The sequence below is a fragment of the Pseudomonas sp. WHRI 8519 genome, from assembly GCF_040224055.2.
Taxonomy (GTDB): Bacteria; Pseudomonadota; Gammaproteobacteria; order Pseudomonadales; family Pseudomonadaceae; genus Aquipseudomonas; species Aquipseudomonas putida_X.
In genome coordinates this window covers 41,554-61,012 of record NZ_CP167996.1, presented here as the reverse complement: position 1 = coordinate 61,012, position 19,459 = coordinate 41,554, and the positions used below count along the sequence as shown (strand labels likewise).

24 protein-coding genes are annotated in these 19,459 nt (G+C 62.2%); 13 read left to right on the top strand and 11 right to left on the bottom strand.

The features are described 5' to 3' along the window. Positions 1–40 precede the first annotated feature (40 nt). Complete coding sequence (locus ABRP30_RS00285) at positions 41–589, top strand: gamma carbonic anhydrase family protein (protein ID WP_349975569.1); 549 nt, start codon at positions 41–43, stop codon at positions 587–589. Positions 590–609: 20 nt separating this feature from the next. Further along, positions 610–1,260, top strand: coding sequence for an HAD family hydrolase (locus ABRP30_RS00280; protein ID WP_349975605.1), 651 nt, complete (start codon positions 610–612; stop codon positions 1,258–1,260). A gap of 56 nt (positions 1,261–1,316) precedes the next feature. Here ABRP30_RS00280 and ABRP30_RS00275 read toward each other — a convergent pair whose 3' ends face one another. Further along, positions 1,317–2,390: an aminopeptidase gene (locus ABRP30_RS00275; protein ID WP_267824145.1), complete on the bottom strand. Its 1,074-nt coding sequence runs from the start codon at positions 2,388–2,390 to the stop codon at positions 1,317–1,319. Positions 2,391–2,474: 84 nt separating this feature from the next. Between ABRP30_RS00275 and ABRP30_RS00270 the strand changes: the two genes are divergently transcribed. Beyond that, positions 2,475–2,888, top strand: coding sequence for a hypothetical protein (locus ABRP30_RS00270; protein WP_267819963.1), 414 nt, complete (start codon positions 2,475–2,477; stop codon positions 2,886–2,888). A 55-nt stretch (positions 2,889–2,943) separates the two neighbouring features. Next, positions 2,944–3,357, top strand: coding sequence for a hypothetical protein (locus tag ABRP30_RS00265; protein ID WP_267819961.1), 414 nt, complete (start codon positions 2,944–2,946; stop codon positions 3,355–3,357). A 39-nt stretch (positions 3,358–3,396) separates the two neighbouring features. On the opposite strand, the gene ABRP30_RS00260 is transcribed toward ABRP30_RS00265, so the two are convergent. Further along, positions 3,397–3,627: a DUF1161 domain-containing protein gene (locus ABRP30_RS00260; protein ID WP_267819959.1), complete on the bottom strand. Its 231-nt coding sequence runs from the start codon at positions 3,625–3,627 to the stop codon at positions 3,397–3,399. Between the two features lie 73 nt (positions 3,628–3,700). Continuing rightward, the gene (locus tag ABRP30_RS00255) at positions 3,701–4,126 is read right to left on the bottom strand and encodes an OsmC family protein (RefSeq protein WP_241806687.1); all 426 of its coding nucleotides are present in this window, start codon (positions 4,124–4,126) and stop codon (positions 3,701–3,703) included. Between the two features lie 154 nt (positions 4,127–4,280). On the opposite strand from ABRP30_RS00255, the gene ABRP30_RS00250 reads away from it, so the two are divergent. After that, positions 4,281–5,285 (top strand): LLM class flavin-dependent oxidoreductase, encoded by a 1,005-nt coding sequence (locus tag ABRP30_RS00250; RefSeq protein WP_349975568.1) that lies wholly within the window; start codon positions 4,281–4,283, stop codon positions 5,283–5,285. 97 nt (positions 5,286–5,382) lie between these two features. Here the strand turns inward: ABRP30_RS00250 and ABRP30_RS00245 are convergent, their stop codons facing one another. Together ABRP30_RS00245 and ABRP30_RS00240 are read right to left on the bottom strand one after the other, a co-directional pair. Continuing rightward, the gene (locus tag ABRP30_RS00245; RefSeq protein WP_267819954.1) at positions 5,383–5,604 is read right to left on the bottom strand and encodes a DUF1161 domain-containing protein; all 222 of its coding nucleotides are present in this window, start codon (positions 5,602–5,604) and stop codon (positions 5,383–5,385) included. 102 nt (positions 5,605–5,706) lie between these two features. Next, the gene (locus ABRP30_RS00240) at positions 5,707–5,922 is read right to left on the bottom strand and encodes a dodecin (RefSeq protein WP_241806684.1); all 216 of its coding nucleotides are present in this window, start codon (positions 5,920–5,922) and stop codon (positions 5,707–5,709) included. A 149-nt stretch (positions 5,923–6,071) separates the two neighbouring features. On the opposite strand from ABRP30_RS00240, the gene ABRP30_RS00235 reads away from it, so the two are divergent. Next, a complete protein-coding gene (locus ABRP30_RS00235) occupies positions 6,072–6,395 on the top strand; it encodes a YqjD family protein (protein WP_012312055.1) in 324 nt (107 codons plus the stop codon). Here the strand turns inward: ABRP30_RS00235 and ABRP30_RS00230 are convergent. Next, positions 6,392–7,288, bottom strand: coding sequence for a LysR family transcriptional regulator (locus ABRP30_RS00230; protein ID WP_349975567.1), 897 nt, complete (start codon positions 7,286–7,288; stop codon positions 6,392–6,394). The genes ABRP30_RS00235 and ABRP30_RS00230 overlap by 4 nt on opposite strands. Positions 7,289–7,398: 110 nt before the next feature. Between ABRP30_RS00230 and trpB the strand changes: the two genes are divergently transcribed. Then, entirely contained in the window at positions 7,399–8,616 is a 1,218-nt protein-coding gene (gene trpB / locus ABRP30_RS00225; protein ID WP_241806682.1) for a tryptophan synthase subunit beta, read from the top strand. Next, the gene (trpA, locus tag ABRP30_RS00220) at positions 8,613–9,422 is read left to right on the top strand and encodes a tryptophan synthase subunit alpha (protein ID WP_267819949.1); all 810 of its coding nucleotides are present in this window, start codon (positions 8,613–8,615) and stop codon (positions 9,420–9,422) included. The genes trpB and trpA overlap by 4 nt, the downstream gene beginning before the upstream one ends. A gap of 48 nt (positions 9,423–9,470) precedes the next feature. Here trpA and ABRP30_RS00215 read toward each other — a convergent pair whose 3' ends face one another. Next, a complete protein-coding gene (locus ABRP30_RS00215) occupies positions 9,471–9,803 on the bottom strand; it encodes a DOPA 4,5-dioxygenase family protein (protein WP_267819947.1) in 333 nt (110 codons plus the stop codon). A gap of 53 nt (positions 9,804–9,856) precedes the next feature. Here ABRP30_RS00215 and ABRP30_RS00210 point away from each other — a divergent pair, with 53 nt between their 5' ends. After that, a complete protein-coding gene (locus tag ABRP30_RS00210; protein WP_267819945.1) occupies positions 9,857–10,405 on the top strand; it encodes an NAD(P)-dependent oxidoreductase in 549 nt (182 codons plus the stop codon). 98 nt (positions 10,406–10,503) lie between these two features. Here ABRP30_RS00210 and ABRP30_RS00205 read toward each other — a convergent pair whose 3' ends face one another. Further along, positions 10,504–11,403: a LysR family transcriptional regulator gene (locus tag ABRP30_RS00205; protein WP_241806678.1), complete on the bottom strand. Its 900-nt coding sequence runs from the start codon at positions 11,401–11,403 to the stop codon at positions 10,504–10,506. Between the two features lie 109 nt (positions 11,404–11,512). Between ABRP30_RS00205 and betC the strand changes: the two genes are divergently transcribed. From betC to ABRP30_RS00190, 3 genes are all read left to right on the top strand, one after another. Next, the gene (gene betC, locus ABRP30_RS00200; protein ID WP_267819942.1) at positions 11,513–13,030 is read left to right on the top strand and encodes a choline-sulfatase; all 1,518 of its coding nucleotides are present in this window, start codon (positions 11,513–11,515) and stop codon (positions 13,028–13,030) included. A gap of 14 nt (positions 13,031–13,044) precedes the next feature. After that, positions 13,045–13,968: a choline ABC transporter substrate-binding protein gene (gene choX / locus ABRP30_RS00195; protein WP_267819940.1), complete on the top strand. Its 924-nt coding sequence runs from the start codon at positions 13,045–13,047 to the stop codon at positions 13,966–13,968. Between the two features lie 137 nt (positions 13,969–14,105). Further along, entirely contained in the window at positions 14,106–15,671 is a 1,566-nt protein-coding gene (locus ABRP30_RS00190) for a SulP family inorganic anion transporter (protein WP_267819938.1), read from the top strand. 130 nt (positions 15,672–15,801) lie between these two features. On the opposite strand, the gene aroE is transcribed toward ABRP30_RS00190, so the two are convergent. Together aroE and hemF are read right to left on the bottom strand one after the other, a co-directional pair. Continuing rightward, positions 15,802–16,626 (bottom strand): shikimate dehydrogenase, encoded by an 825-nt coding sequence (gene aroE / locus ABRP30_RS00185; RefSeq protein ID WP_267819936.1) that lies wholly within the window; start codon positions 16,624–16,626, stop codon positions 15,802–15,804. A gap of 25 nt (positions 16,627–16,651) precedes the next feature. Next, on the bottom strand, positions 16,652–17,563 hold the full coding sequence (gene hemF, locus ABRP30_RS00180) for an oxygen-dependent coproporphyrinogen oxidase (RefSeq protein WP_267819934.1): 912 nt from the start codon (positions 17,561–17,563) through the stop codon (positions 16,652–16,654). A gap of 134 nt (positions 17,564–17,697) precedes the next feature. Here hemF and ABRP30_RS00175 point away from each other — a divergent pair, with 134 nt between their 5' ends. Continuing rightward, complete coding sequence (locus ABRP30_RS00175) at positions 17,698–18,675, top strand: NADPH:quinone reductase (RefSeq protein WP_267819932.1); 978 nt, start codon at positions 17,698–17,700, stop codon at positions 18,673–18,675. 129 nt (positions 18,676–18,804) lie between these two features. On the opposite strand, the gene ABRP30_RS00170 is transcribed toward ABRP30_RS00175, so the two are convergent. Continuing rightward, positions 18,805–19,095, bottom strand: coding sequence for a type II toxin-antitoxin system Phd/YefM family antitoxin (locus tag ABRP30_RS00170; RefSeq protein ID WP_267819930.1), 291 nt, complete (start codon positions 19,093–19,095; stop codon positions 18,805–18,807). Between the last annotated feature and the right edge of the window lie 364 nt (positions 19,096–19,459).

The window sequence follows — 19,459 nt, the reverse complement described above, 5'->3', positions numbered from 1 at the left end:
GCAGGCAGCCTGCCTATCGGCACAGATGAGAGACCCTATCATGGCCATTCGTAGCTTCCAGCAACACACTCCGAAAGTTGGGCCACGGGCCTTCGTCGACCGCTCGGCGGTAGTGCTGGGCGATGTGGAAATCGGTGAAGACAGCTCTGTTTGGCCGTTGACGGTGATTCGCGGCGACATGCACCGCATCCGCATCGGTGCAAGGACCAGCGTGCAGGACGCCAGTGTGCTGCACATTACCCACGCCGGCCCGTTCAACCCGGACGGCTTCCCGCTGATCATCGGCGACGAAGTGACCATCGGCCACAAAGTCATGCTGCATGGCTGTACCCTGGGCAACCGCATTCTGGTCGGCATGGGCAGCACGATCATGGATGGCGCCATCGTCGAAGACGAGGTGATCATCGGCGCCGGTAGCCTGGTGCCGCCGGGCAAGCGCCTGGAGAGCGGCTACCTGTACGTGGGCAGCCCGGTAAAGCAGGCACGGCCACTGACCGATAAGGAACGTGCCTTTTTCCCTTATAGCGCCGGTAACTACATGAAGCTCAAGGACCAGCACCTGGCCGAAGGCTACGACCGCCCGGAATGAACCTGACCACCGAGACCACCATGCACCAGCAGAATATCCTTTTCGACCTTGACGGCACCCTGACCGACCCGCGCCTGGGCATTACCCGTTCGATCCAGTACGCCCTGGCCAAACTGGGCATCGACGAGCCAGACCTGGCGCGGCTCGAGCACTTCATCGGCCCACCCCTGCTGCAGGCCTTCATGCAGTTCTACAGCTTCGATGAAGCCAAGGCGTGGGAGGCGGTGAATTTTTACCGGGAGCGCTTCCGGGTCACCGGCCTCTACGAAAACCTGGTCTTCGAAGGCGTGCCGGAACTGCTCCAGGACCTGAACCGTCAGGGCCGTACGCTGTACATCGCAACGTCCAAGCCTTGGGAGTTCGCCCGTGAGATCGCCAGGCACTTTGCCTTCGATCATCACTTCAAGGTGATTTACGGCAGTGAACTGGACGGCACGCGCACCAACAAGGTCGAGCTGATTCGCCACCTGCTGGACGAGGAAGGACTGGACCCGGCGCAGACCCTGATGATCGGCGATCGCAAGCACGACCTGATCGGGGCGCGCAGCAATGGGTTGCAGGCAGTGGCAGTGGGGTACGGGTTCGGCAGCGACGAAGAATTGAAGGCCCACACGCCTGAGTTCCACTACGCCACCTTGGCTGAGATGCATCAGGCGTTCATCAAGGCCTGAGCGCGCGTGTAGCTAGCCGGCTTGCCGGCGATGGGCCGCATAGCGGCCCCCAGCGTTCACTGACCCGCCACCAATCGAGCCAACATCGCCTTGCGCTGTTCGCCCGGCAACCGTCCCAGCGCTTCTACCTTCTCGTAAAACCGGGCCCAATCCCCCCCAACCTCACGGAACACCGCCGCAAACGCCGGCACCCATTGGTCATACAGCCCGAACGGCAACAGCTTGGCATTGCTCATCGGCCCATACATCCAGGCGTCATAGCGCTTGTCCCCAGCCCACTGGCTATCTCGTACCTGGCGATACTCCCGCCTCAAGCGCTCGAACTCTGCCTGCTTGGCCGCACGTTTGTGGGTGTCATCCAACGGCCCGGCATAGATCGCCTGCAGCCGCTCGCGACTGGCCAGAATCAGCCGTATGAACTGGTCACGCTGCAGGCTCTGCTCACCCTGATTCGCTTCAAGCCCACGGGCGGCGCGCCATTGCCGCGATCCTTCGTGCTCGACGAACGTGGCGAAGGACTCGTTGAACGCCGTGTCGTCCTGCACGTACACGCGCTGATGCGCCAGTTCGTGGAAGATCAACGCGGCCAGGCGCTCATCGCCCCAGCCGACCATCGACGACAGGATCGGGTCGTCGAACCAGCCAAGCGTCGAATAAGCTTCGACACCGGCCACATAGACATCCATGCCCGCCTGGCGCATCACCGCCGCCGCGCCGCGGGCTGCACCCTGTTGGTAATAACCGCGGTAGGCGACGCAACCGGCCACAGGGAAACAGTGCGTCACCGGCTGCAGCGAGAGCTCAGGCGTAGCGAACACATTCCACACCACATAGGGCCGCCCGAGGTCGGCATACACCCGGTAGCTACCGTTGTCCGGCAGGCCCAGTTGCTTGCTGGCGAACAGCCGCGCCTGCTCGGCGTGTTGCAGGCGGGCCCGCAACTGCGGGCTGCTGGCCGGATCGGCGAGTACCTGCTCCACCGGCTGACGTGCACGCAACAGCTGCCATTGACCATCGGCCAACTGCCCGTAATAGGCAAGGCTGCTGCAACCACTCAGCAGAAAGGCGCCCAGCACTGGAACCAAAGTGCTGAAAACGCGGTCGAGTGGCCCAGGGCCTGAGCGCTTCAAAAGAAAAAACCAGACCATCTTGGACTATCCATTCGCTCACGGCCGATGCACTCCAAGACTATCTCGCCAAGGGGGAGTTTCGCCATGCGTGCACTGTTCGTCGCCGGCTCATTGTTGCTGACGTCTGCCTGTTCGACCCTGCCAGACCCGGACCCGAACCAAGCGTGGATCGACCTCACCCCACATGACGAGAGTTCGCTGCACGCGGTGCAGGTGGATGAGCGCGATTGGGCTGACACCCGCTATTTCGAGGTCCAGCCCGGTAGCCACGAGCTGACCGTGCGCTACCAGTTCCCGGTCACACCCAGCAATATCGGCCCCGTTGAGGCACCGTTGTGGCGCGACTGCCAGCTCAACTTGACCTTCAAGGACTTCAGCGCCGGCCAGCGTTATAGCCTGCAGGCAGGCAGCATAGGCTTCCGGCCCTGGATCAAGCTCTATGACCACCAGCAAAAACTGGTCGGCCAAGGCCTGCCGGCGGGCTGCCAACGCACCTGAAGCCTGCAAACGGCGCTATGCTTGTAACTTGTGAATCGCAAGTGGGAGTTTCACCATGCGCCAGCCCATGATGCTGATGGCCCTCAGTGCATTGGGGGCATGCGCCAGCCCCTTGCCCCCCGTAGACCCTAAGCAAGCCTGGGTCGACCTCTACACCATCACGCCCGGCCGAGTCATCATGGCGGATAAGCTCGATGGCAAGCGCCTTGAGGACGGCCGTTACTTCCAGGTCACACCTGGCAAGCACGAACTGGTGGTGCGCTTCGATTATGAAATTTACGGGGGCGGCATGATGAGCCAGCCCAGGGATCGGACGTGTTACCTGACCGTGCGCTTCGACGATTTCAAGGCAGGCGAACGTTACCGTCTGGAGGCGCGGGCACCGGTGATGGAACCGCAAGTGCTCTTGTATGACGCCAGCCGCACCGTGGTGGTCGACGAGCCCAGCAATGTGTTCTGCATTCCCTGAAACCCGGGGCTGCTGTCCAGCCCCGGTTTCCATCGGTGATCATCCGTTCTTCTGATAAATGATCTTTTTGGTCCCGCCGTCACAGCTGCCGACGATCATATTCTGATCCTTGACCTCAGCATTGGGCACGATCTCCAGCGTGTACGACGGCACACCCTGAGCCTGGATCTTGGCTTCGATCTCGGCCTTCAGTTCCTCGCACGGCTTGACCGCCGCCGAGGCAGAAGTGGCTAGCAGAGACGCCAACACGGCGCTTACGACGCGTTTCATGGCACTGCTCCTGGTTAGACAGCTGGGCTGCCGGTGCCGTTTAGACTACAGCAAACCGAAGCGGTTGCGCCGCTTAGCCCACCAAGCTGGCGTCCAGGCTGATCTTCGCGTTCAACACCTTGGACACCGGGCAGCCAGCTTTGGCCTTGTTGGCAATCTCAAGGAACTGGGCTTCGCTCGCACCAGGCACCTTGGCCTTGAGGACCAGGTGCACAGCAGTGATGGCAAAGCCGTCGGGCTGTTTGTCCAAGGTCACCTCAGCGATCGTATCGATACGGTCTGGGGTCAGGCCCGCCTCGCCAAGCATCATCGACAGCGCCATCGAGAAGCAGCCAGCATGAGCCGCGCCGATCAACTCCTCTGGGTTGGTGCCGGGCGAGCCCTCGAAGCGGGTGTTGAAACCATAAGGGTTCTGCTTCAAGGCGCCGCTTTCAGTCGAAATAACGCCTTTGCCGTCCTTCAGGCCACCTTGCCAGATCGCCGATGCAGTCTTTTTCATGATGCCTCCTGGTCACTCGGTTACGTATCTATGGGTTCAGAGGCCACCCACCTTCGGCAAGTTCAGATCAATCGCACCGCAAGCATTGAATCTTCCGAATGTGCCCATACAGAGTTAGAAAGGCCTTCGGCCAATCACTTTTGCGGAGGCTCGAATGACGCAGCTGCGTGACCTGAAAATTTCCACCCTCGATCTGGTGCCTGTGCGGGCCGACGCGGGCCCTGCGCAAGCGTTGCGCAATTCGCTGGACCTGGCGCAGCACGTCGAGCGGTTCGGCTACAACCGTTTCTGGGTCGCTGAACACCACAACATGGACGGCATCGCCAGCTCCGCGACCTCCGTACTGATCGGCTACCTGGCGGGGGGCACTTCAACCATCCGTGTCGGCTCCGGTGGCGTCATGCTGCCCAACCATGCCCCCTTGGTCATCGCCGAACAGTTCGGCACGTTGGCCAGCCTTTATCCAGGGCGTATCGACCTTGGGCTGGGCCGTGCGCCGGGCTCCGACCAGATGACCGCACGCGCCCTGCGTCGCGAGCGTTCGGGCAGCGCCGATGATTTCCCGGACGATGTCGAAGAATTGTCGCGCTACCTTGGCCCGCGCACAGATGATCAAAAAGTGATCGCCGTCCCTGGGCACGACACCGAGGTGCCGATGTGGCTGCTCGGCTCCAGCCTGTTCAGCGCACAGCTGGCCGGCATGCGCGGCATGCCCTACGCCTTCGCCTCGCACTTCGCGCCGCGCTACATGCATGAGGCGATCCGTATCTACCGCGACCATTTCAAGCCGTCTACCACGCTGGACAAGCCCTACGTCATGTTGGGCATTCCGATGGTGGTGGCCGAAACCGACGACAAGGCCGAATTCCTGGCCACCTCGGTGTACCAGCGTATTCTTGCCTTGATACGCGGCCAGAGCCTGATGCAGCGCAAGCCAGTGCCGAGCATGGATGGCTTGTGGTTACCGCACGAGCGGGATGCGGTGGGTAGCTTCCTGGGCTTGGCGATGATCGGCAGCCCGCAGAAGGTAAGGGCCAAGGTCGAGGTGCTACTGGAGCAGACCGGGGCGGATGAGCTGATCTTTACCTGCGACCTGTACGAGCATGAGGACCGGATCAGGTCGTATGAATTGTTGGCGCAAGCCTTGAGGTCTGAGTAATCCCAAATCGCCGGCTAACCGGCGCCCACAGCACACGCCAAAGCCGCGAGGTGTTGGCAACGCTGTGGGGCCGGCTTGCTGGCGGCTAGGCCAGCGTTCAACCACGCCGGTAGACAATTTCCTTGGTGCTACCCTCACAGCTCCCCACCACCTTGCCCGCAGGGTCGCCCTTGCTGACGATCTCCAGTGTGTAACCTTCCACACCCTTGGCATCCAGCTTCGCGGCAATCTCCGCCTTGAGCTCCTCGCAAGGCTTGCCCGCCGCCAGCGCGCCACCCGCCAGCGTCATCAGGCCCACCGCCAGAATCAGTTTCTTCATCACTCGCTTTCCTTGTGCAGATGAAAATGGCAAAGGGCGCCGGCAAAGGCGCCCTTGTCTGTATAACGCTATCACGCCGGCCTTAGCCAGCCCGCCACTGTTTCAACTATTGGCGATGCGGAAGCCCACTTTGAGCGTGACCTGAAAGTGCGCCACCTTGTTGCCTTCGATGTGGCCGCGGGTGTCGATCACTTCGAACCATTCCAGATGCTTGATGCTCTTGGCCGCTTCGGCCAACGCATTGTTGATTGCGTCTTCGATGCTGGTGGTCGATGAACCTACCAGCTCGATCTTCTTGTAAGTGTGATGATCGGTCATGAGCGCTCTCCGTGGGTGACAGTGAATTGAGCCTAGCAGCGCAGGCCTGGTTTACCTGCGAGCCGTCAGCCTTGGCGAAAGTTCGATCGCACTTTCGCTGCGGGGCGCAGTCGCAATCCATACAGTCCATACTGCAAAGGAGAGTCACCATGCACCGCAATTCGCTGCGTAAAACATCCCTGGAAAGCATGGAAGCGGAGATCGAAAGCCTCCTGAAGAGTCTGGAGAGCCTCAAACACGATGCCTCGGAGGAGTCACAGAAGTCCGTGAAGGCAATCCGCAGCAACGCCGAAAGCGCATTGAAGCACTCGCGCAGCCTGCTTAGCGATGCTTACGAGGAAGTGAAGACCCGCACCCGCCAGACCGGTATCGCCACCCGTGACTACGCTCAGGAGCACCCGGTGACCACTGCTGGTGTAGCCATCGGCGCGCTCGGCCTGCTCGCGGCCTACCTGCTGTACCGCCGCAACTAACCTGCCTGCCGCTCCAGTTCACGGCGCAGCCACTGCGCCAGTTGCTCGGCGCGCCCGTCTGCGGCGCGCCGCGGCACCAACAGCGCCAGTGCCGCTGCTGTAGGGGAAAAGCCCCACGGTGCACTGAGCCGCCCTGCACGCAAGTCATCCGCCACTAACGGCTGCGGTGCGATAGCCACGCCAAGCCCTGCCACAGCCGCTTCCAGCAGGTAATACAAGTGCTCGAAGGCCTGCCCATACTGCAACGCAGCCCGATCCAACCCCTGTTGTTCGGCCCAGGTCGGCCACGCCTGCGGGCGTGAGGTGGTATGCAACAAGGCTTCGTCCAGCAGCGCTACAGCGGGTGCACTGCGTAACCGCTCGAAACCGGTAAAGAGTGGGCTCAGCACCGGCCCGATACGCTCCTCGGCCAGGACATGTACCTGCATATCCACAGGCCAAGGGGGTTCGGCATACACCAGCAGCGCATCGAGCCCCGGCCGGCGCGGGTCAAGGTCGCCTTCGCCCGCTGACAGGTGCAGGCGCAACTCTGGCAGGTCCGCCTTCAGGCGCCCAAGCCGGGGAATGAACCATCGCGCCAGCAGGCTTCCCGAGCACCCCAGCACGAACGGTGCCTCGCTGACATCCCGGCTGAGTTCGCCGCATACGCTGCGCAGCCTGTCGAACGCTTCGCCACTGGCATCACGTAGCCTGACCCCGGCATCTGTGAGTTTGATGCCGCGGCCGTCCTTGACGAACAAGGCCACGCCCAAGTGCTCCTCCAGCACCTTGATCTGCCGGCTCACAGCACCATGAGTGACATGCAGTGCCTCGGCAGCCTGGCTGACGCTATTGAGCCTGGCGGTGCATTCGAAGGCCCGCAGGGCGTTGAGGGGAGGGAGGTCGTGGGCCATTTGACGTGTGAGTTTTCCTGACAGGTTTACGCAATCTTATCGGTTTTCAGCCGGGCTTGCCGTGGTTAGAGTAAAGCCCATCACTCATTCATTACGCCCTGGAGCGCCCCATGACCCAGTCCCAATACCGCCCCGGCCCCGACGCCAACGGCCTGTTCGGCTCGTTCGGTGGCCGCTACGTGGCCGAAACCCTGATGCCGCTGGTGCTGGATCTGGCCCGCGAGTATGAAGCCGCCAAGGCCGACCCGAAGTTCCTCGAAGAACTGGCCTACTTCCAGCGCGACTACATCGGCCGCCCCAACCCGCTGTATTTCGCCGAGCGCCTGACCGAGCATTGCGGCGGCGCAAAGATTTTCTTCAAACGTGAAGAGCTCAACCACACCGGCGCGCACAAGGTAAACAACTGCATCGGCCAAGTGCTGCTGGCCAAGCGCATGGGCAAAAAACGCCTGATCGCTGAAACCGGCGCCGGCATGCACGGCGTGGCCACTGCCACCGTCGCTGCACGCTTCGGGCTGCCCTGCGTAATCTACATGGGCGCCACCGACATCGAGCGCCAGCAGGCCAACGTGTTCCGCATGAAGCTGCTGGGCGCCGAGATCGTCCCGGTTACAGCGGGCACTGGCACACTCAAAGACGCCATGAACGAAGCCCTGCGCGACTGGGTCACCAACGTCGACGACACCTTCTACCTGATCGGTACCGTGGCCGGCCCACACCCGTACCCGGCAATGGTCCGCGACTTCCAGTCGATCATCGGCAAAGAGACCCGCGCCCAGTTGCAAGAGAAGGAAGGCCGCCTGCCCGACAGCCTGATTGCCTGTGTTGGCGGTGGCTCCAATGCCATGGGCCTGTTCCACGAATTCCTCGAAGAACAGAGCGTCAAGATCATTGGCGTGGAAGCCGGCGGCCATGGCGTGGATACCGACAAGCATGCGGCCAGCCTCAACGGCGGCGTACCCGGCGTGCTGCACGGCAACCGTACCTACCTGCTGCAGGACGATGACGGCCAGATCACTGACGCGCACTCGATCTCGGCCGGCCTCGACTACCCAGGCATCGGCCCGGAACATGCCTACCTGCATGAAGTGAAGCGTGTGGAGTACGTCAGCATCACTGACGATGAGGCCCTCGACGCGTTCCACGCTACCTGCCGCCTGGAAGGCATCATCCCGGCCCTGGAAAGCTCGCACGCCCTGGCCGAAGCGATCAAGCGCGCGCCGAGCCTGCCCAAGGATCACCTGATGGTCATCTGCCTGTCAGGCCGTGGCGACAAAGACATGCAAACCGTGATGAACCACATGGCCGCCCAGGAGAAACAGGCATGAGCCGTCTTGAACAACGCTTTGCCGAGCTGAAAGCCGAAGGCCGCTCTGCACTGGTCACCTTCGTCACCGCCGGCGACCCTGGCTACGATGCCTCGCTGCAGATCCTCAAGGGCCTGCCGGCGGCCGGCGCCGATGTGATCGAACTGGGCATGCCGTTCACCGACCCGATGGCCGATGGCGTCGCCATTCAGCTGGCCACGCTGCGTGCGCTGGAAGCAGGCCAGAACCTGGCCAAGACGCTGAAGATGGTGCGTGAATTCCGCGTCGACAACCAGGCCACACCGATCGTGCTGATGGGGTACTACAACCCGATCCACCGCTTTGGTGTAGAACAGTTCGTTGCACAAGCCAAAGAAGCAGGCGTCGATGGCCTGATCATCGTCGACCTGCCGCCGGAGCACGATGCCGAGCTCGCGACGCCGGCCCAGGCCGCTGGCATCGACTTCATTCGCCTGACCACCCCGACCACCGACGATGCGCGCCTGCCACGAGTGCTGGAGCGCAGCTCCGGGTTCGTCTATTACGTATCAGTGGCCGGTGTGACCGGCGCCGGCTCGGCAACCACCGAGCACGTCACCGAAGCCATCGCCCGTCTGCGTCGGCACACTGACCTGCCGATCAGCGTTGGCTTCGGCATTCGTACACCAGAGCAGGCCGCAGCGATCGCGCGCCTGGCTGATGGTGTGGTGGTAGGGTCGGCGCTGGTCGACAAGATCGCGCAGGCCAAAGATGCCGATCAGGCTGTTGCCGATGTGCTGAGCCTGTGCTCTGCGCTGGCTGAAGGTGTGCGCGGCGCCCGACACTGATCCCAGTGGCTTCTTCGCGGGTCTGTCCGCGAAGAAGCCGACACATCGCTAACCGCCAAAAACCGATAACTTCAAAGGTCGCAAAGCCCCCATCCAGATCGCATGATCACGGTGATCTGCCAGCTCATCCCCGGTCAGCGGATGCAGAAACACCACCAACCCCTTGCGATACAGCGCCAACCACGGCAACACCACCGCCAACACCTGCGGCTCGAACGCCAGCTGGCAGCTCCAGTCCGGGTGCGGCCCTACCGGCTTCTCGTGCATGCGCCCCATGGTCACGGGAAACAGCCGCGCCGCCTCCTCGCACAGCGCACGAGCCTGCTCGATAGTCGATGCGTCGTAATAAACGTGGGCGTGATAGCCCTTGATCCTTTGCACGATGTCTCCTGATTGCGGTCAAACCATCACCCACCTGCGAAGGGAGCGATGCAGTGAAAAATGCCGAAACCCCAGTGTTCAAGCTGGTGCTGTTCGGGGCTGAAAGCCGCCTGGGCAGTGCCCTGATGGTCGAGTTGCTGTCACGTCAGCATGAAGTCACTGCCGTGGTCGATGACCTCAACCGCCATGCTCCGCGCCCGGGCCTGCATTTCAAGATAGGCGGGCTGGGTGATGCCGACCAGGCGGAGCAGGGCGCAGCGGGGGGCTCGGCGGTGATTGCCCTGCTGTCGGCGCTGGCATCCGGTGACCTTGCCGCGCAAGGGCGGATGAGCGAAGCGTTGGTCGCCGGCCTTTCTCGCACGACTATACGCCGGGTGCTGCTGGTGGGCGATTTCGATGTGCTGGACGCGCCGGGCAAGTACACCGAAGAAGAACGTGAGTGTGTGGACCAGGTTGTAGATGCACTGCAACGCAGCCCTTTGCACTGGACGTTGATCAATGCGCCACAGCCACTGATGGACCTGGAGCGAATGGCGGCGGGGATGGCCGACATGCTCGAGCTGGACCTGCATCGGGGCGAGCATCTGAACTTCGTGACGTAAGCCGCCAGGGGCCTACAGGTAACGCACTAGCTCAAGCCACGCCATGGGCCTGTAGGCGTTGGCTTGCCGGCGGTGGGCTGCGCAGCAGCCCCATTCATTCACCGAGTCCGCTCACTTTCCAGCCAATCCACAAACCGCTCGATCAGCGCCCCACGCCGCTTGCGCGGCGGCAGCACCACGTAATACCCCCGCGCCGAACGCAAGCTACCCTCCAGCGGCCGGCACAACAACCCTTGCTCGACCAGCCCATCGACCAGATGCCGCCAGCCGATAGCCACGCCTTGTCCGGCAATTGCCGCCTGGACCAACAGCGTGTAGTTATCGAACCGTAACTGCCCTGGAGGCGGCGGGCTTTGAACGCCAAAGCCACGAAACACACCGGCCCAGTCGAACCAGCGGCTGGCCTGCTCGCCACGCAGATGAAGCAGTGGCAATCGTTGCAAAGCCACAGCTGACAAGGGTTTGCCATGAGTCAGCCGAGGGCTGCAGACCGGGAATACTTCTTCATCGAACAGCCATCGGCTTTCGCCCTGGTGGAACCGCCCATCACCAAATAACACCGCCACATCGATGTCCGGCCGTAACATCCCCTGGCTGCGCTCACCGGTCACCAGGCTCACGTCCACCTGTGGATAAGCTTCGTGGAACCGCTGCAATCGAGGCATCAGCCAGAACGCTGCGAAGGCGAAGTCAGTGGCCACCTGCAACACTTCGCGCTGGTCCCGTCCGCTGGCTTGGGCAACGCCGTCATCCATGGCCTGCAGGGCTTGATGCACCTGCTCGAACAATACCTGCCCGGCGTCAGTCAGCGCGATGCCGCGGTAGATACGGTCAAACAGGCGCGTGCCCAGCTGAGCCTCCAGTCGTTTGACCTGCTGGCTTACCGCCGGTTGGGTAGTGCCCAGCTCCAAAGCCGCCGCCGTGAAACCCCGCAAGCGGGCAGCGGCCTCGAACACGCGCAGCGCGTCGAGTGACAGGTCAGCGAGGTGGTCAAACATAAGCGCAGCTAATCCCAGTCATTGCCCGTCATGGGCTTTACCCATGTTATCCACAGTCGCATCTTGATAGGCAAGCAGTTCGCATAACCTTCAACGATGGAATCGAACCATGACGCGACCGAATATCCTGTTCATCATGGCCGACCAGATGGCCGCCCCCATCTTGCCGATATATGGCCCCTCACCGATCCAGATGCCCCACCTGAGCCGGCTCGCCGATCAGGCGGTGGTGTTCGATTCGGCCTACTGCAACAGCCCGCTGTGCGCCCCCTCGCGCTTCACCCTGGTCAGTGGCCAACTGCCCAGCCGCATTGGCGCCTACGACAACGCCGCCGACTTCCCGGCCGATATCCCGACCTACGCCCACTACCTGCGCCGGCTTGGCTACCGCACCGCACTGTCGGGCAAGATGCATTTCTGCGGCCCGGACCAGTTGCACGGCTACGAAGAGCGCTTGACCAGCGACATCTACCCTGCCGACTACGGCTGGGCAGTGAATTGGGACGCGCCGGACGAGCGGCCAAGCTGGTATCACAACATGTCTTCGGTATTGCAGGCCGGCCCCTGCGTGCGTACCAACCAGTTGGATTTCGATGAAGAGGTGGTGTTCAAGGCCCGTCAGTACCTTTACGACCATGTGCGCGAGAGCGATGGTCGGCCGTTCTGCCTGACTGTGTCCATGACTCACCCCCACGACCCGTACACCATCCCCAAGCGCTACTGGGATCGCTACGAGGGTGTGGAGATCCCCATGCCACGCGCCGAATTAGGCCAAAGCGAGCTCGATCCCCACTCACAGCGCCTGCTCAAGGTCTATGACCTGTGGAACAAGCCCCTGCCTGTGGAAAAGATCCGCGATGCACGTCGCGCCTACTTCGGCGCCTGCAGCTACATCGACGACAACATCGGCCTGCTTCTGCAGACACTGGAGGAGTGCAACCTGGCGGACGACACCTTGGTCGTTTTCTCCGGCGATCACGGCGACATGCTCGGCGAGCGCGGGCTCTGGTACAAGATGCACTGGTTCGAGATGTCGGCGCGGGTGCCGCTGCTGGTCTACGCACCCAAGCGCTTCGCCCCTGCCCGGGTCAGTGCCTCGGTATCGACCTGCGACCTGCTGCCGACGCTGGTCGAGCTTGCCGGCGGTACTGTGGATAAAAGCCTGCATCTGGATGGGCAGTCACTGCTCGGCCACTTGCAAGGGCAGGGTGGCCACGACCAGGTGATCGGCGAATACATGGCCGAGGGTACCGTCGGCCCCCTGATGATGATCCGCCGCGGCCCGTACAAGTTCGTGTACAGCGAAGACGACCCGTGTTTACTCTATGACCTGAGCCGCGACCCGCACGAGCGGGAGAACCTCTCCGGCAGCCCGGACCATCAGGCGCTGCTGCAGGCATTTGTCGATGAAGCACACCAGCGCTGGGATATCCCCAGCCTGCGCCAGCAAGTGCTGGCCAGCCAGCGGCGCCGCCGCCTGGTGGCCGAAGCGCTGGCAATCGGCACACTGAAAAGCTGGGACCACCAACCACGGGTGGACGCCAGCCAACAGTACATGCGCAACCACATCGATCTCGACGACCTCGAGCGCAAGGCACGTTATCCACAGCCCGCACCCCTGGATTGAGAAGAGAAGCCGCCATGCAGAAGTTTTCCACCATCGTGTTTGCCCTGGCCCTGAGCCTGGGCACCGCTACGGCTCACGCCGAAGATGCACAATGCAGCACCGTGAGGTTGGCCGACCCCGGCTGGAGCGACATCGCCTCCACCAATGCCATCGCCCGCTTGCTTCTGCAAAGCCTGGGTTACCAGGTGAAGATCGACAGCCTGGCGGTGCCGATCATCTACGGCGGCCTCAAGGACGGTAAGGTCGATGCTTTTCTGGGCAATTGGATGCCGGCCCAGCAGGGCTTTCATGACAAGTTCATCGCCAATGGCGACGTGCAGCAGCTGTCGCGCAACCTCGAAGGCACCGAGTTCACCCTGGCAGTGCCCGATTACGTGTGGAATGCCGGCGTGAAAAACTTCGCCGACCTGCAAAAGCATGCCGATAAGTTCGACAAGAAGCTGTACGGAATCGGCTCGGGCGCGCCAGCCAATCTGTCGCTGAAGGAGATCATCGACAAGAATGAATTCAACCTCGGCCAATGGAAGCTGGTTGAATCGAGTGAACAAGCGATGCTGGCGCAGGTGGACCGCGCCGTTAAGAAAAACCAGTACATCACTTTCCTGGGCTGGACCCCGCACCCGATGAACGTAAAACTGAAGATGCATTACCTGACGGGCGGGGAAAAGTGGTTTGGCAGCAAGGGGGAGGTCTACACCTTGACCCGCAAAGGTTATCCACAGGCCTGCCCCAACCCTGCAAAATTGTTGGGTAACCTGAAATTCACCCTGGACATGGAAAACAGCATCATGGCTGAGGTTGTGGATAAGAAGATGAGTTTCGATGACGCGGCCAAGGCGTGGGTCAAAGCGCATCCGCAATGGCTGGAAGGCTGGTTGGCGGGCGTCACGACCAAAGACGGCGGCGATGCCAAAGAGGCTGTAAAAGCTGAGTTGTAGAGGCTGGACCGACCTCATCGCCGGCGCGCCGGCTCAGCTAGAGCCGTAGGCTCGCCCTCTGTGATCCCCCTGCGGGGGCCGGCTTGCCGGCGATGAGGCCAGCCAAACCAACCCAAGATCCGAATACGAGAGGGATGATGATTCAGTTGACCCACCTGCTGCCCTTCTTGACCTGGCTGCCCCGTCAATCGGGCCGTAGCCTGCGCGAGGACCTGCTGGTCGGGCTCAGCGGCGCCATCCTTGCCCTGCCGCAATCCATCGCCTATGCCCTGATCGCCGGCTTGCCTGCCGAATATGGTCTTTATGCGGCCATCGTGCCAGTGCTGGTCGCCTGCCTGTGGGGTTCGTCCTGGTACCTGATTTGCGGACCGACCGCCGCCATCTCCATCGTCCTTTACGCCAGCATCAGCCCCTTGGCAGTGGCCGGTAGCGCCGATTACGTGACGCTCGTGCTGCTGCTGACCTTCCTCGCTGGCATCTTCCAACTGCTGCTCGGGCTGCTACGCTTCGGCGCAGTGGTCAACTTCGTCTCCCATTCGGTGGTGCTTGGCTTCACTCTGGGCGCCGCCATCGTCATTGCCCTCGGCCAATTGCCCAACCTGCTGGGGATGGATTTGCCGAGCCAGGCCACGGCATTGAAAACGGTACAAGACCTGGCAAGCCATGCTGGCGAGGTCGACTTGCCGTCCCTGATCCTGGGCTTGAGTACCGTGCTTGTCGGTGCGGCCTTCAAACTCTGGCGGCCACGCTGGCCGAGCCTGTTGATAAGCCTGATCGTGATCAGCCTGGTGGCCTGGTCGCTGCCCGGTTTCTTTGGCCATGTACCGCGCGTGCCAGCATTCTCCGGCCAGCTGCCCCCACTCAGCCCACTGCCGTTAGTGGATGTGGAGCTGATGCTGCGCCTGCTGCCCAGTGCCGTGGCGGTGGGCATGCTGGGCCTGGTGACCAGCCTGTCGATCGCCCGTTCGCTGTCGGCACGCTCCGAGCAGCTGATCGACGCCGACCAGGAAATCCGCGCCCAAGGCATGTCGAACATCGTCGGGTCATTCTTTTCCGGCTACCTGTCTTCTGGATCCTTCACCCGCTCTGGGCTCAGCTACGACGCTGGCGCCCGTTCCCCCATGGCCGGGGTGTTCTCGGCGCTGTGGGTAGCGCTGTTCGCCGTCACGGGTGCAGGGTTGATCGCACACCTGCCGATACCGGCCATGGCCGGTAGTATCCTGCTGATCTGCTGGGGCCTGGTGGACCACCGCGCAATACGCGCGCTGTTCCGGGTCAGCCGCTCCGAGTTCCTGGTCATGGCCCTGACCGCTGCCGCAACCTTGCTGCTGGAGTTGCAGACAGCGATTTACGCCGGTGTGCTGGCTTCGCTGTTCTTCTACCTCAAACGCACTTCACGGCCTCGGATTCAGCAGAGCCGCGAAGGTCAGGCCGATGTACTGCGAGTAGGCGGATCGATCTTCTTCGGTGCAGCGCACTACCTGCAGGTGCGCCTGCAGCGTTGCCAGGGGCCGCATGTGGTGATCGATGCACGGCAGGTGAATTTCATCGATTACTCGGGTGTGGATATGTTGCACCGCGAGGCGCGGCGGTTGCGCCGGGCAGGCGGGAGTTTGACCTTGCTGCGCGCCAGGCCGCAGGTGGTCGAGGAATTGCAGAAGCTGGAAGGGGAGGAGCTTTGCCCAATTCAATTTGCGGAATGATCATTGGGGCTGCTTTGCAGCCCATCGCCGGCAAGCCGGCTCCCCCAGGGGTATCACAAGGCCTGTGGTCGGCGCTGTAGGTGTAGGAGCTGGCTTGCCGGCGATGGGCCGCAGAGCGGCCCCAGCAATCTCAGCCCCGCGCCAGCTGCCGGCGCAACTCTGCCAATACCGGCGCCGTATCCGGCCGCACCCCACGCCAGATGAAGAACGCCTCAGCCGCCTGCTCAGCCAGCATGCCCAGCCCATCCAGCACCTTTGCTGCACCTAGCTTGCTGGCCCACTGGCAGAACGGCGTGGGCTCCTTGCCATACATCATGTCGTAGCACACGGTCCGCCCGGCCTCGACCAGGCTGTCGGCAATCGGCGGCAGCTCGCCGGACAGGCTCGCCGACGTGGCGTTGATGATCACGTCCACCGGCTCCTGCAGCCAGGCGAAACCGCTGGCCATCACCGGCCCAACCTCATCGAACTCGCGCGCCAGCTGCTCGGCCTTTTCCAGTGTGCGGTTGGCAATTACCAAGGATTGGGGCTCATGCGCCAGGATCGGCTCAAGCACGCCACGCACCGCGCCCCCGGCGCCAAGGATCAGAATACGTTTGCCAGCCAGTTCAACCCCGGCATTCACGGTGAGGTCACGCACCAGGCCGGCGCCATCAGTGTTATCACCCCGCAGCGAGCCATCGGCCAGCTTGCTCAAGGTGTTCACCGCGCCGGCCCGTTGGGCACGCGGGGTGAGGCTGTCACACAGGCGATAGGCCTCTTCCTTGAAGGGCACGGTCACGTTGGCGCCGCTGCCTTGCTTGAAGAAGCCGCGGGCGCAGTCGCTGAATTCGTCCAGCGGCGCAAGCAGCGTGCTGTATTCCAGGTCCTGTCCGGTCTGTTCGGCGAACAGCCGGTGAATCAACGGCGACTTGCTGTGGCCGATGGGGTTGCCAAACACGACGTACTGGTCCATGGGGGTTCCTCGGTTATCCACAGGCTTACTGGCCGAGCCAGTCGCGGTCCTGCAAGTAGTACTCGGTCAGGCGGGCTTCTTCGCTGCCGGGCGCTGCCTTCCAATCGTAACCCCAGCGCACTTGCGGTGGCAGCGACATCAGGATCGACTCGGTGCGGCCGCCGGACTGCAGCCCGAACAGGGTGCCGCGGTCGTAGACCAGGTTGAACTCCACGTAGCGGCCGCGGCGGAACTCCTGGAATTCGCGCTGCTCGGCGGTGTAAGGCGTGGCCTTGCGACGCTGGACGATCGGCAGGTAGGCGTCGACGAAAGCATCGCCGATGGCGCGAATGAACGCGAAGCAGGTATCGAAATCCCACTCGTTCAAATCATCGAAGAACAGCCCGCCAATGCCTCGTGGCTCGCCACGGTGCTTGATGTGGAAATAGCGGTCGCACCAGGCTTTGTAGCGGGGGTATACGTCTGCGCCGAAGGGCGCACAGGCCTGCTCGGCCACGCGGTGCCAGTGAATGCAGTCTTCTTCGTTGCCGTAGTACGGGGTCAGGTCGAAGCCACCGCCGAACCACCACACCGCCTCTTCGCCTTCTTTCTCGGCAATGAAGAAGCGCACGTTGGCGTGGGACGTCGGCACGTGCGGGTTGTGCGGGTGGATCACCAGCGATACGCCCAAAGCCTCGAAACCTCGGCCCGCCAGCTCGGGCCGGTGTGCACTGGCCGAAGGTGGCAGGCCAGAGCCGAACACATGGGAGAAGTTGACCCCGCCTTTTTCGATCACCTTGCCGTCGCCAATCACGCGCGTACGGCCCCCGCCACCGGCTTCGCGCACCCAGGCATCCTCGACGAAGCGGGCGCCGCCGTCCTCGGTTTCGAGGGCAGAGCAGATGCGGTCTTGCAGGTCGAGCAGGTAGGCTTTCACGGCCTCGGTGCGGCTAGTCATCGGGTCACCAGAAACGGGCAGGGAAGAATTCGCCGCGTAGCATACCACCGCAAACCTGAGCGCCGCAGTTGACGGCGATCAAGCAAAGGCGTCCGATAGAAGGCCTTTTCCGATCCCGACAACAGGAGTGCGAGATGGCCAAGCGTATCCAGTTCAGCCAGCATGGCGGCCCCGAAGTGCTGCAACTTGTAGAGTTCGATCCGGCACCGCCGGGGCCGCAGCAAGTGCGCGTACGTAACCACGCGATCGGCTTGAACTTCATCGACACCTATTTCCGCAACGGGTTGTATGCGCCGCCTGCGCTGCCATCCGGCCTGGGCACAGAGGGCGCCGGCGTGGTCGATGCAGTGGGCGAGGGCGTCACCCGCCTGAGAGTGGGTGACCGCGTGGCCTATGGCGGCGGCCCGCTGGGTGCCTACAGCGAGGTGCACACACTGCCGGAAGCCAACCTGGTCAAGCTGCCCGACGACATCAGCTTCGAGCAGGCGGCGGCGGTAATGCTCAAGGGCCTGACCGTGCAGTACCTGCTCAAGCAGACCTACGCCGTGCAGCCCGGCGATGTGATCCTGTTCCACGCTGCCGCCGGTGGCGTGGGCTCGCTGGCCTGCCAGTGGGCCAAGGCGCTGGGCGCCAAGCTCATCGGCACCGTGAGCTCTGCCGAGAAGGCCGAACGGGCCAAGGCGCTGGGCGCTTGGGAAACCATCGATTACAGCCACGAAGACGTGGCCAAGCGGGTGCTGGAGCTGACCGATGGCAAGAAGTGCCCGGTGGTGTATGACGGCGTGGGCGCCGACACCTGGCTTACCTCGCTGGACTGCCTGCAACCGCGCGGCTTGATGGTGAGCTTTGGCAATGCCTCGGGGGCCGTGAGCGGGGTGAACCTTGGGATCCTGTCGCAGAAAGGATCGCTGTACGTCACTCGCCCGACCTTGGCGACCTATGCCAATAATGCCGAGAACACCCAGGCCATGGCCGACGACCTGTTTGCGATGATTGGCAGTGGCAAACTGGTTGTGGATATCCAGCAAAGGTATCCGCTGAGTGAGGCAGCCAAGGCGCAAGCTGAGCTGTCGGCGCGCAGGACTGTTGGGTCTACTGTTTTGTTGCCTTGAGAAGGACAGGGGATTGCACCAGGGCGACCAGGTGCTTGCCTAAAGGTGTTCAGTGCCTGTGAGATCGAGAGTCGCCCGCGTGACGCTCGACCTCATAGGCACTGAACACCCTCAGGCACCTGTCAGCGCTCACACCTTCTTCTGAGGCTGCTGACTCGACCGTTGCCATCTAAAATTAAACGCATGGGTAGCAGCTTTACCCGACCGCAGCTGATCAATGGATGCGCGCAAGCGCTTGGCATTGGCTGATGAGCCCAACAGGTACATGGTCTCCTGCATGCCGTTGTAATCCTCAAGTGAAATCATGACCACCGGCTCGCCGGGCTGGCGCGTAACGATCGCAGGTTCGTGATCCCGACATACATCATCCATCGTCTGCTTCAGGTCGGCGCGAGCTTGGCTAAAAGTCAGTACATGCACTTCGTCAGATCCTTCCCAGGTAGGCCTGGATCAGGTTTTTCTCGGCCCGGGCAATGCCGCTGAATAGGCAATAGGCTTGATGGCTTCTGCTAATGGATCTGGCAGAGACCTGCTCAAAAAAAGTACAAACCTAGGCACACACCTCAATATCCCATGGTCGGGAAACTTGAGAATGCAAAGCATAAATTGGATGTCTTCTGATGGGCAGGTGATTGCTTTCGACAGAAACCGTAGGAAATGGTGCTTGCCCTGGTTTTTTTGGTGTTACGTAGATCGAGCGTCCTCGGCGGAAATGTTTGGGTTGACGCTGAAGAGCGGGTGGTGGTGCAGGGTAGGGGTGGCGACTGTACGCGAGGTGGTAGAC

Bases quoted from the DNA above. Each gene is read 5' to 3' on its own strand.
- ABRP30_RS00285 (WP_349975569.1), top strand. From the start codon at position 41: ATGGCCATTCGTAGCTTCCAGCAACACACTCCGAAAGTTGGGCCACGG.
- ABRP30_RS00280 (WP_349975605.1), top strand. From the start codon at position 610: ATGCACCAGCAGAATATCCTTTTCGACCTTGACGGCACCCTGACCGAC.
- ABRP30_RS00270 (WP_267819963.1), top strand. From the start codon at position 2,475: ATGCGTGCACTGTTCGTCGCCGGCTCATTGTTGCTGACGTCTGCCTGT.
- ABRP30_RS00265 (WP_267819961.1), top strand. From the start codon at position 2,944: ATGCGCCAGCCCATGATGCTGATGGCCCTCAGTGCATTGGGGGCATGC.
- ABRP30_RS00260 (WP_267819959.1), bottom strand. From the start codon at position 3,627: ATGAAACGCGTCGTAAGCGCCGTGTTGGCGTCTCTGCTAGCCACTTCT.
- ABRP30_RS00255 (WP_241806687.1), bottom strand. From the start codon at position 4,126: ATGAAAAAGACTGCATCGGCGATCTGGCAAGGTGGCCTGAAGGACGGC.
- ABRP30_RS00250 (WP_349975568.1), top strand. From the start codon at position 4,281: ATGACGCAGCTGCGTGACCTGAAAATTTCCACCCTCGATCTGGTGCCT.
- ABRP30_RS00245 (WP_267819954.1), bottom strand. From the start codon at position 5,604: ATGAAGAAACTGATTCTGGCGGTGGGCCTGATGACGCTGGCGGGTGGC.
- ABRP30_RS00240 (WP_241806684.1), bottom strand. From the start codon at position 5,922: ATGACCGATCATCACACTTACAAGAAGATCGAGCTGGTAGGTTCATCG.
- ABRP30_RS00235 (WP_012312055.1), top strand. From the start codon at position 6,072: ATGCACCGCAATTCGCTGCGTAAAACATCCCTGGAAAGCATGGAAGCG.
- ABRP30_RS00230 (WP_349975567.1), bottom strand. From the start codon at position 7,288: ATGGCCCACGACCTCCCTCCCCTCAACGCCCTGCGGGCCTTCGAATGC.
- trpB (WP_241806682.1), top strand. From the start codon at position 7,399: ATGACCCAGTCCCAATACCGCCCCGGCCCCGACGCCAACGGCCTGTTC.
- trpA (WP_267819949.1), top strand. From the start codon at position 8,613: ATGAGCCGTCTTGAACAACGCTTTGCCGAGCTGAAAGCCGAAGGCCGC.
- ABRP30_RS00205 (WP_241806678.1), bottom strand. From the start codon at position 11,403: ATGTTTGACCACCTCGCTGACCTGTCACTCGACGCGCTGCGCGTGTTC.
- betC (WP_267819942.1), top strand. From the start codon at position 11,513: ATGACGCGACCGAATATCCTGTTCATCATGGCCGACCAGATGGCCGCC.
- choX (WP_267819940.1), top strand. From the start codon at position 13,045: ATGCAGAAGTTTTCCACCATCGTGTTTGCCCTGGCCCTGAGCCTGGGC.
- ABRP30_RS00190 (WP_267819938.1), top strand. From the start codon at position 14,106: ATGATTCAGTTGACCCACCTGCTGCCCTTCTTGACCTGGCTGCCCCGT.
- aroE (WP_267819936.1), bottom strand. From the start codon at position 16,626: ATGGACCAGTACGTCGTGTTTGGCAACCCCATCGGCCACAGCAAGTCG.
- hemF (WP_267819934.1), bottom strand. From the start codon at position 17,563: ATGACTAGCCGCACCGAGGCCGTGAAAGCCTACCTGCTCGACCTGCAA.
- ABRP30_RS00175 (WP_267819932.1), top strand. From the start codon at position 17,698: ATGGCCAAGCGTATCCAGTTCAGCCAGCATGGCGGCCCCGAAGTGCTG.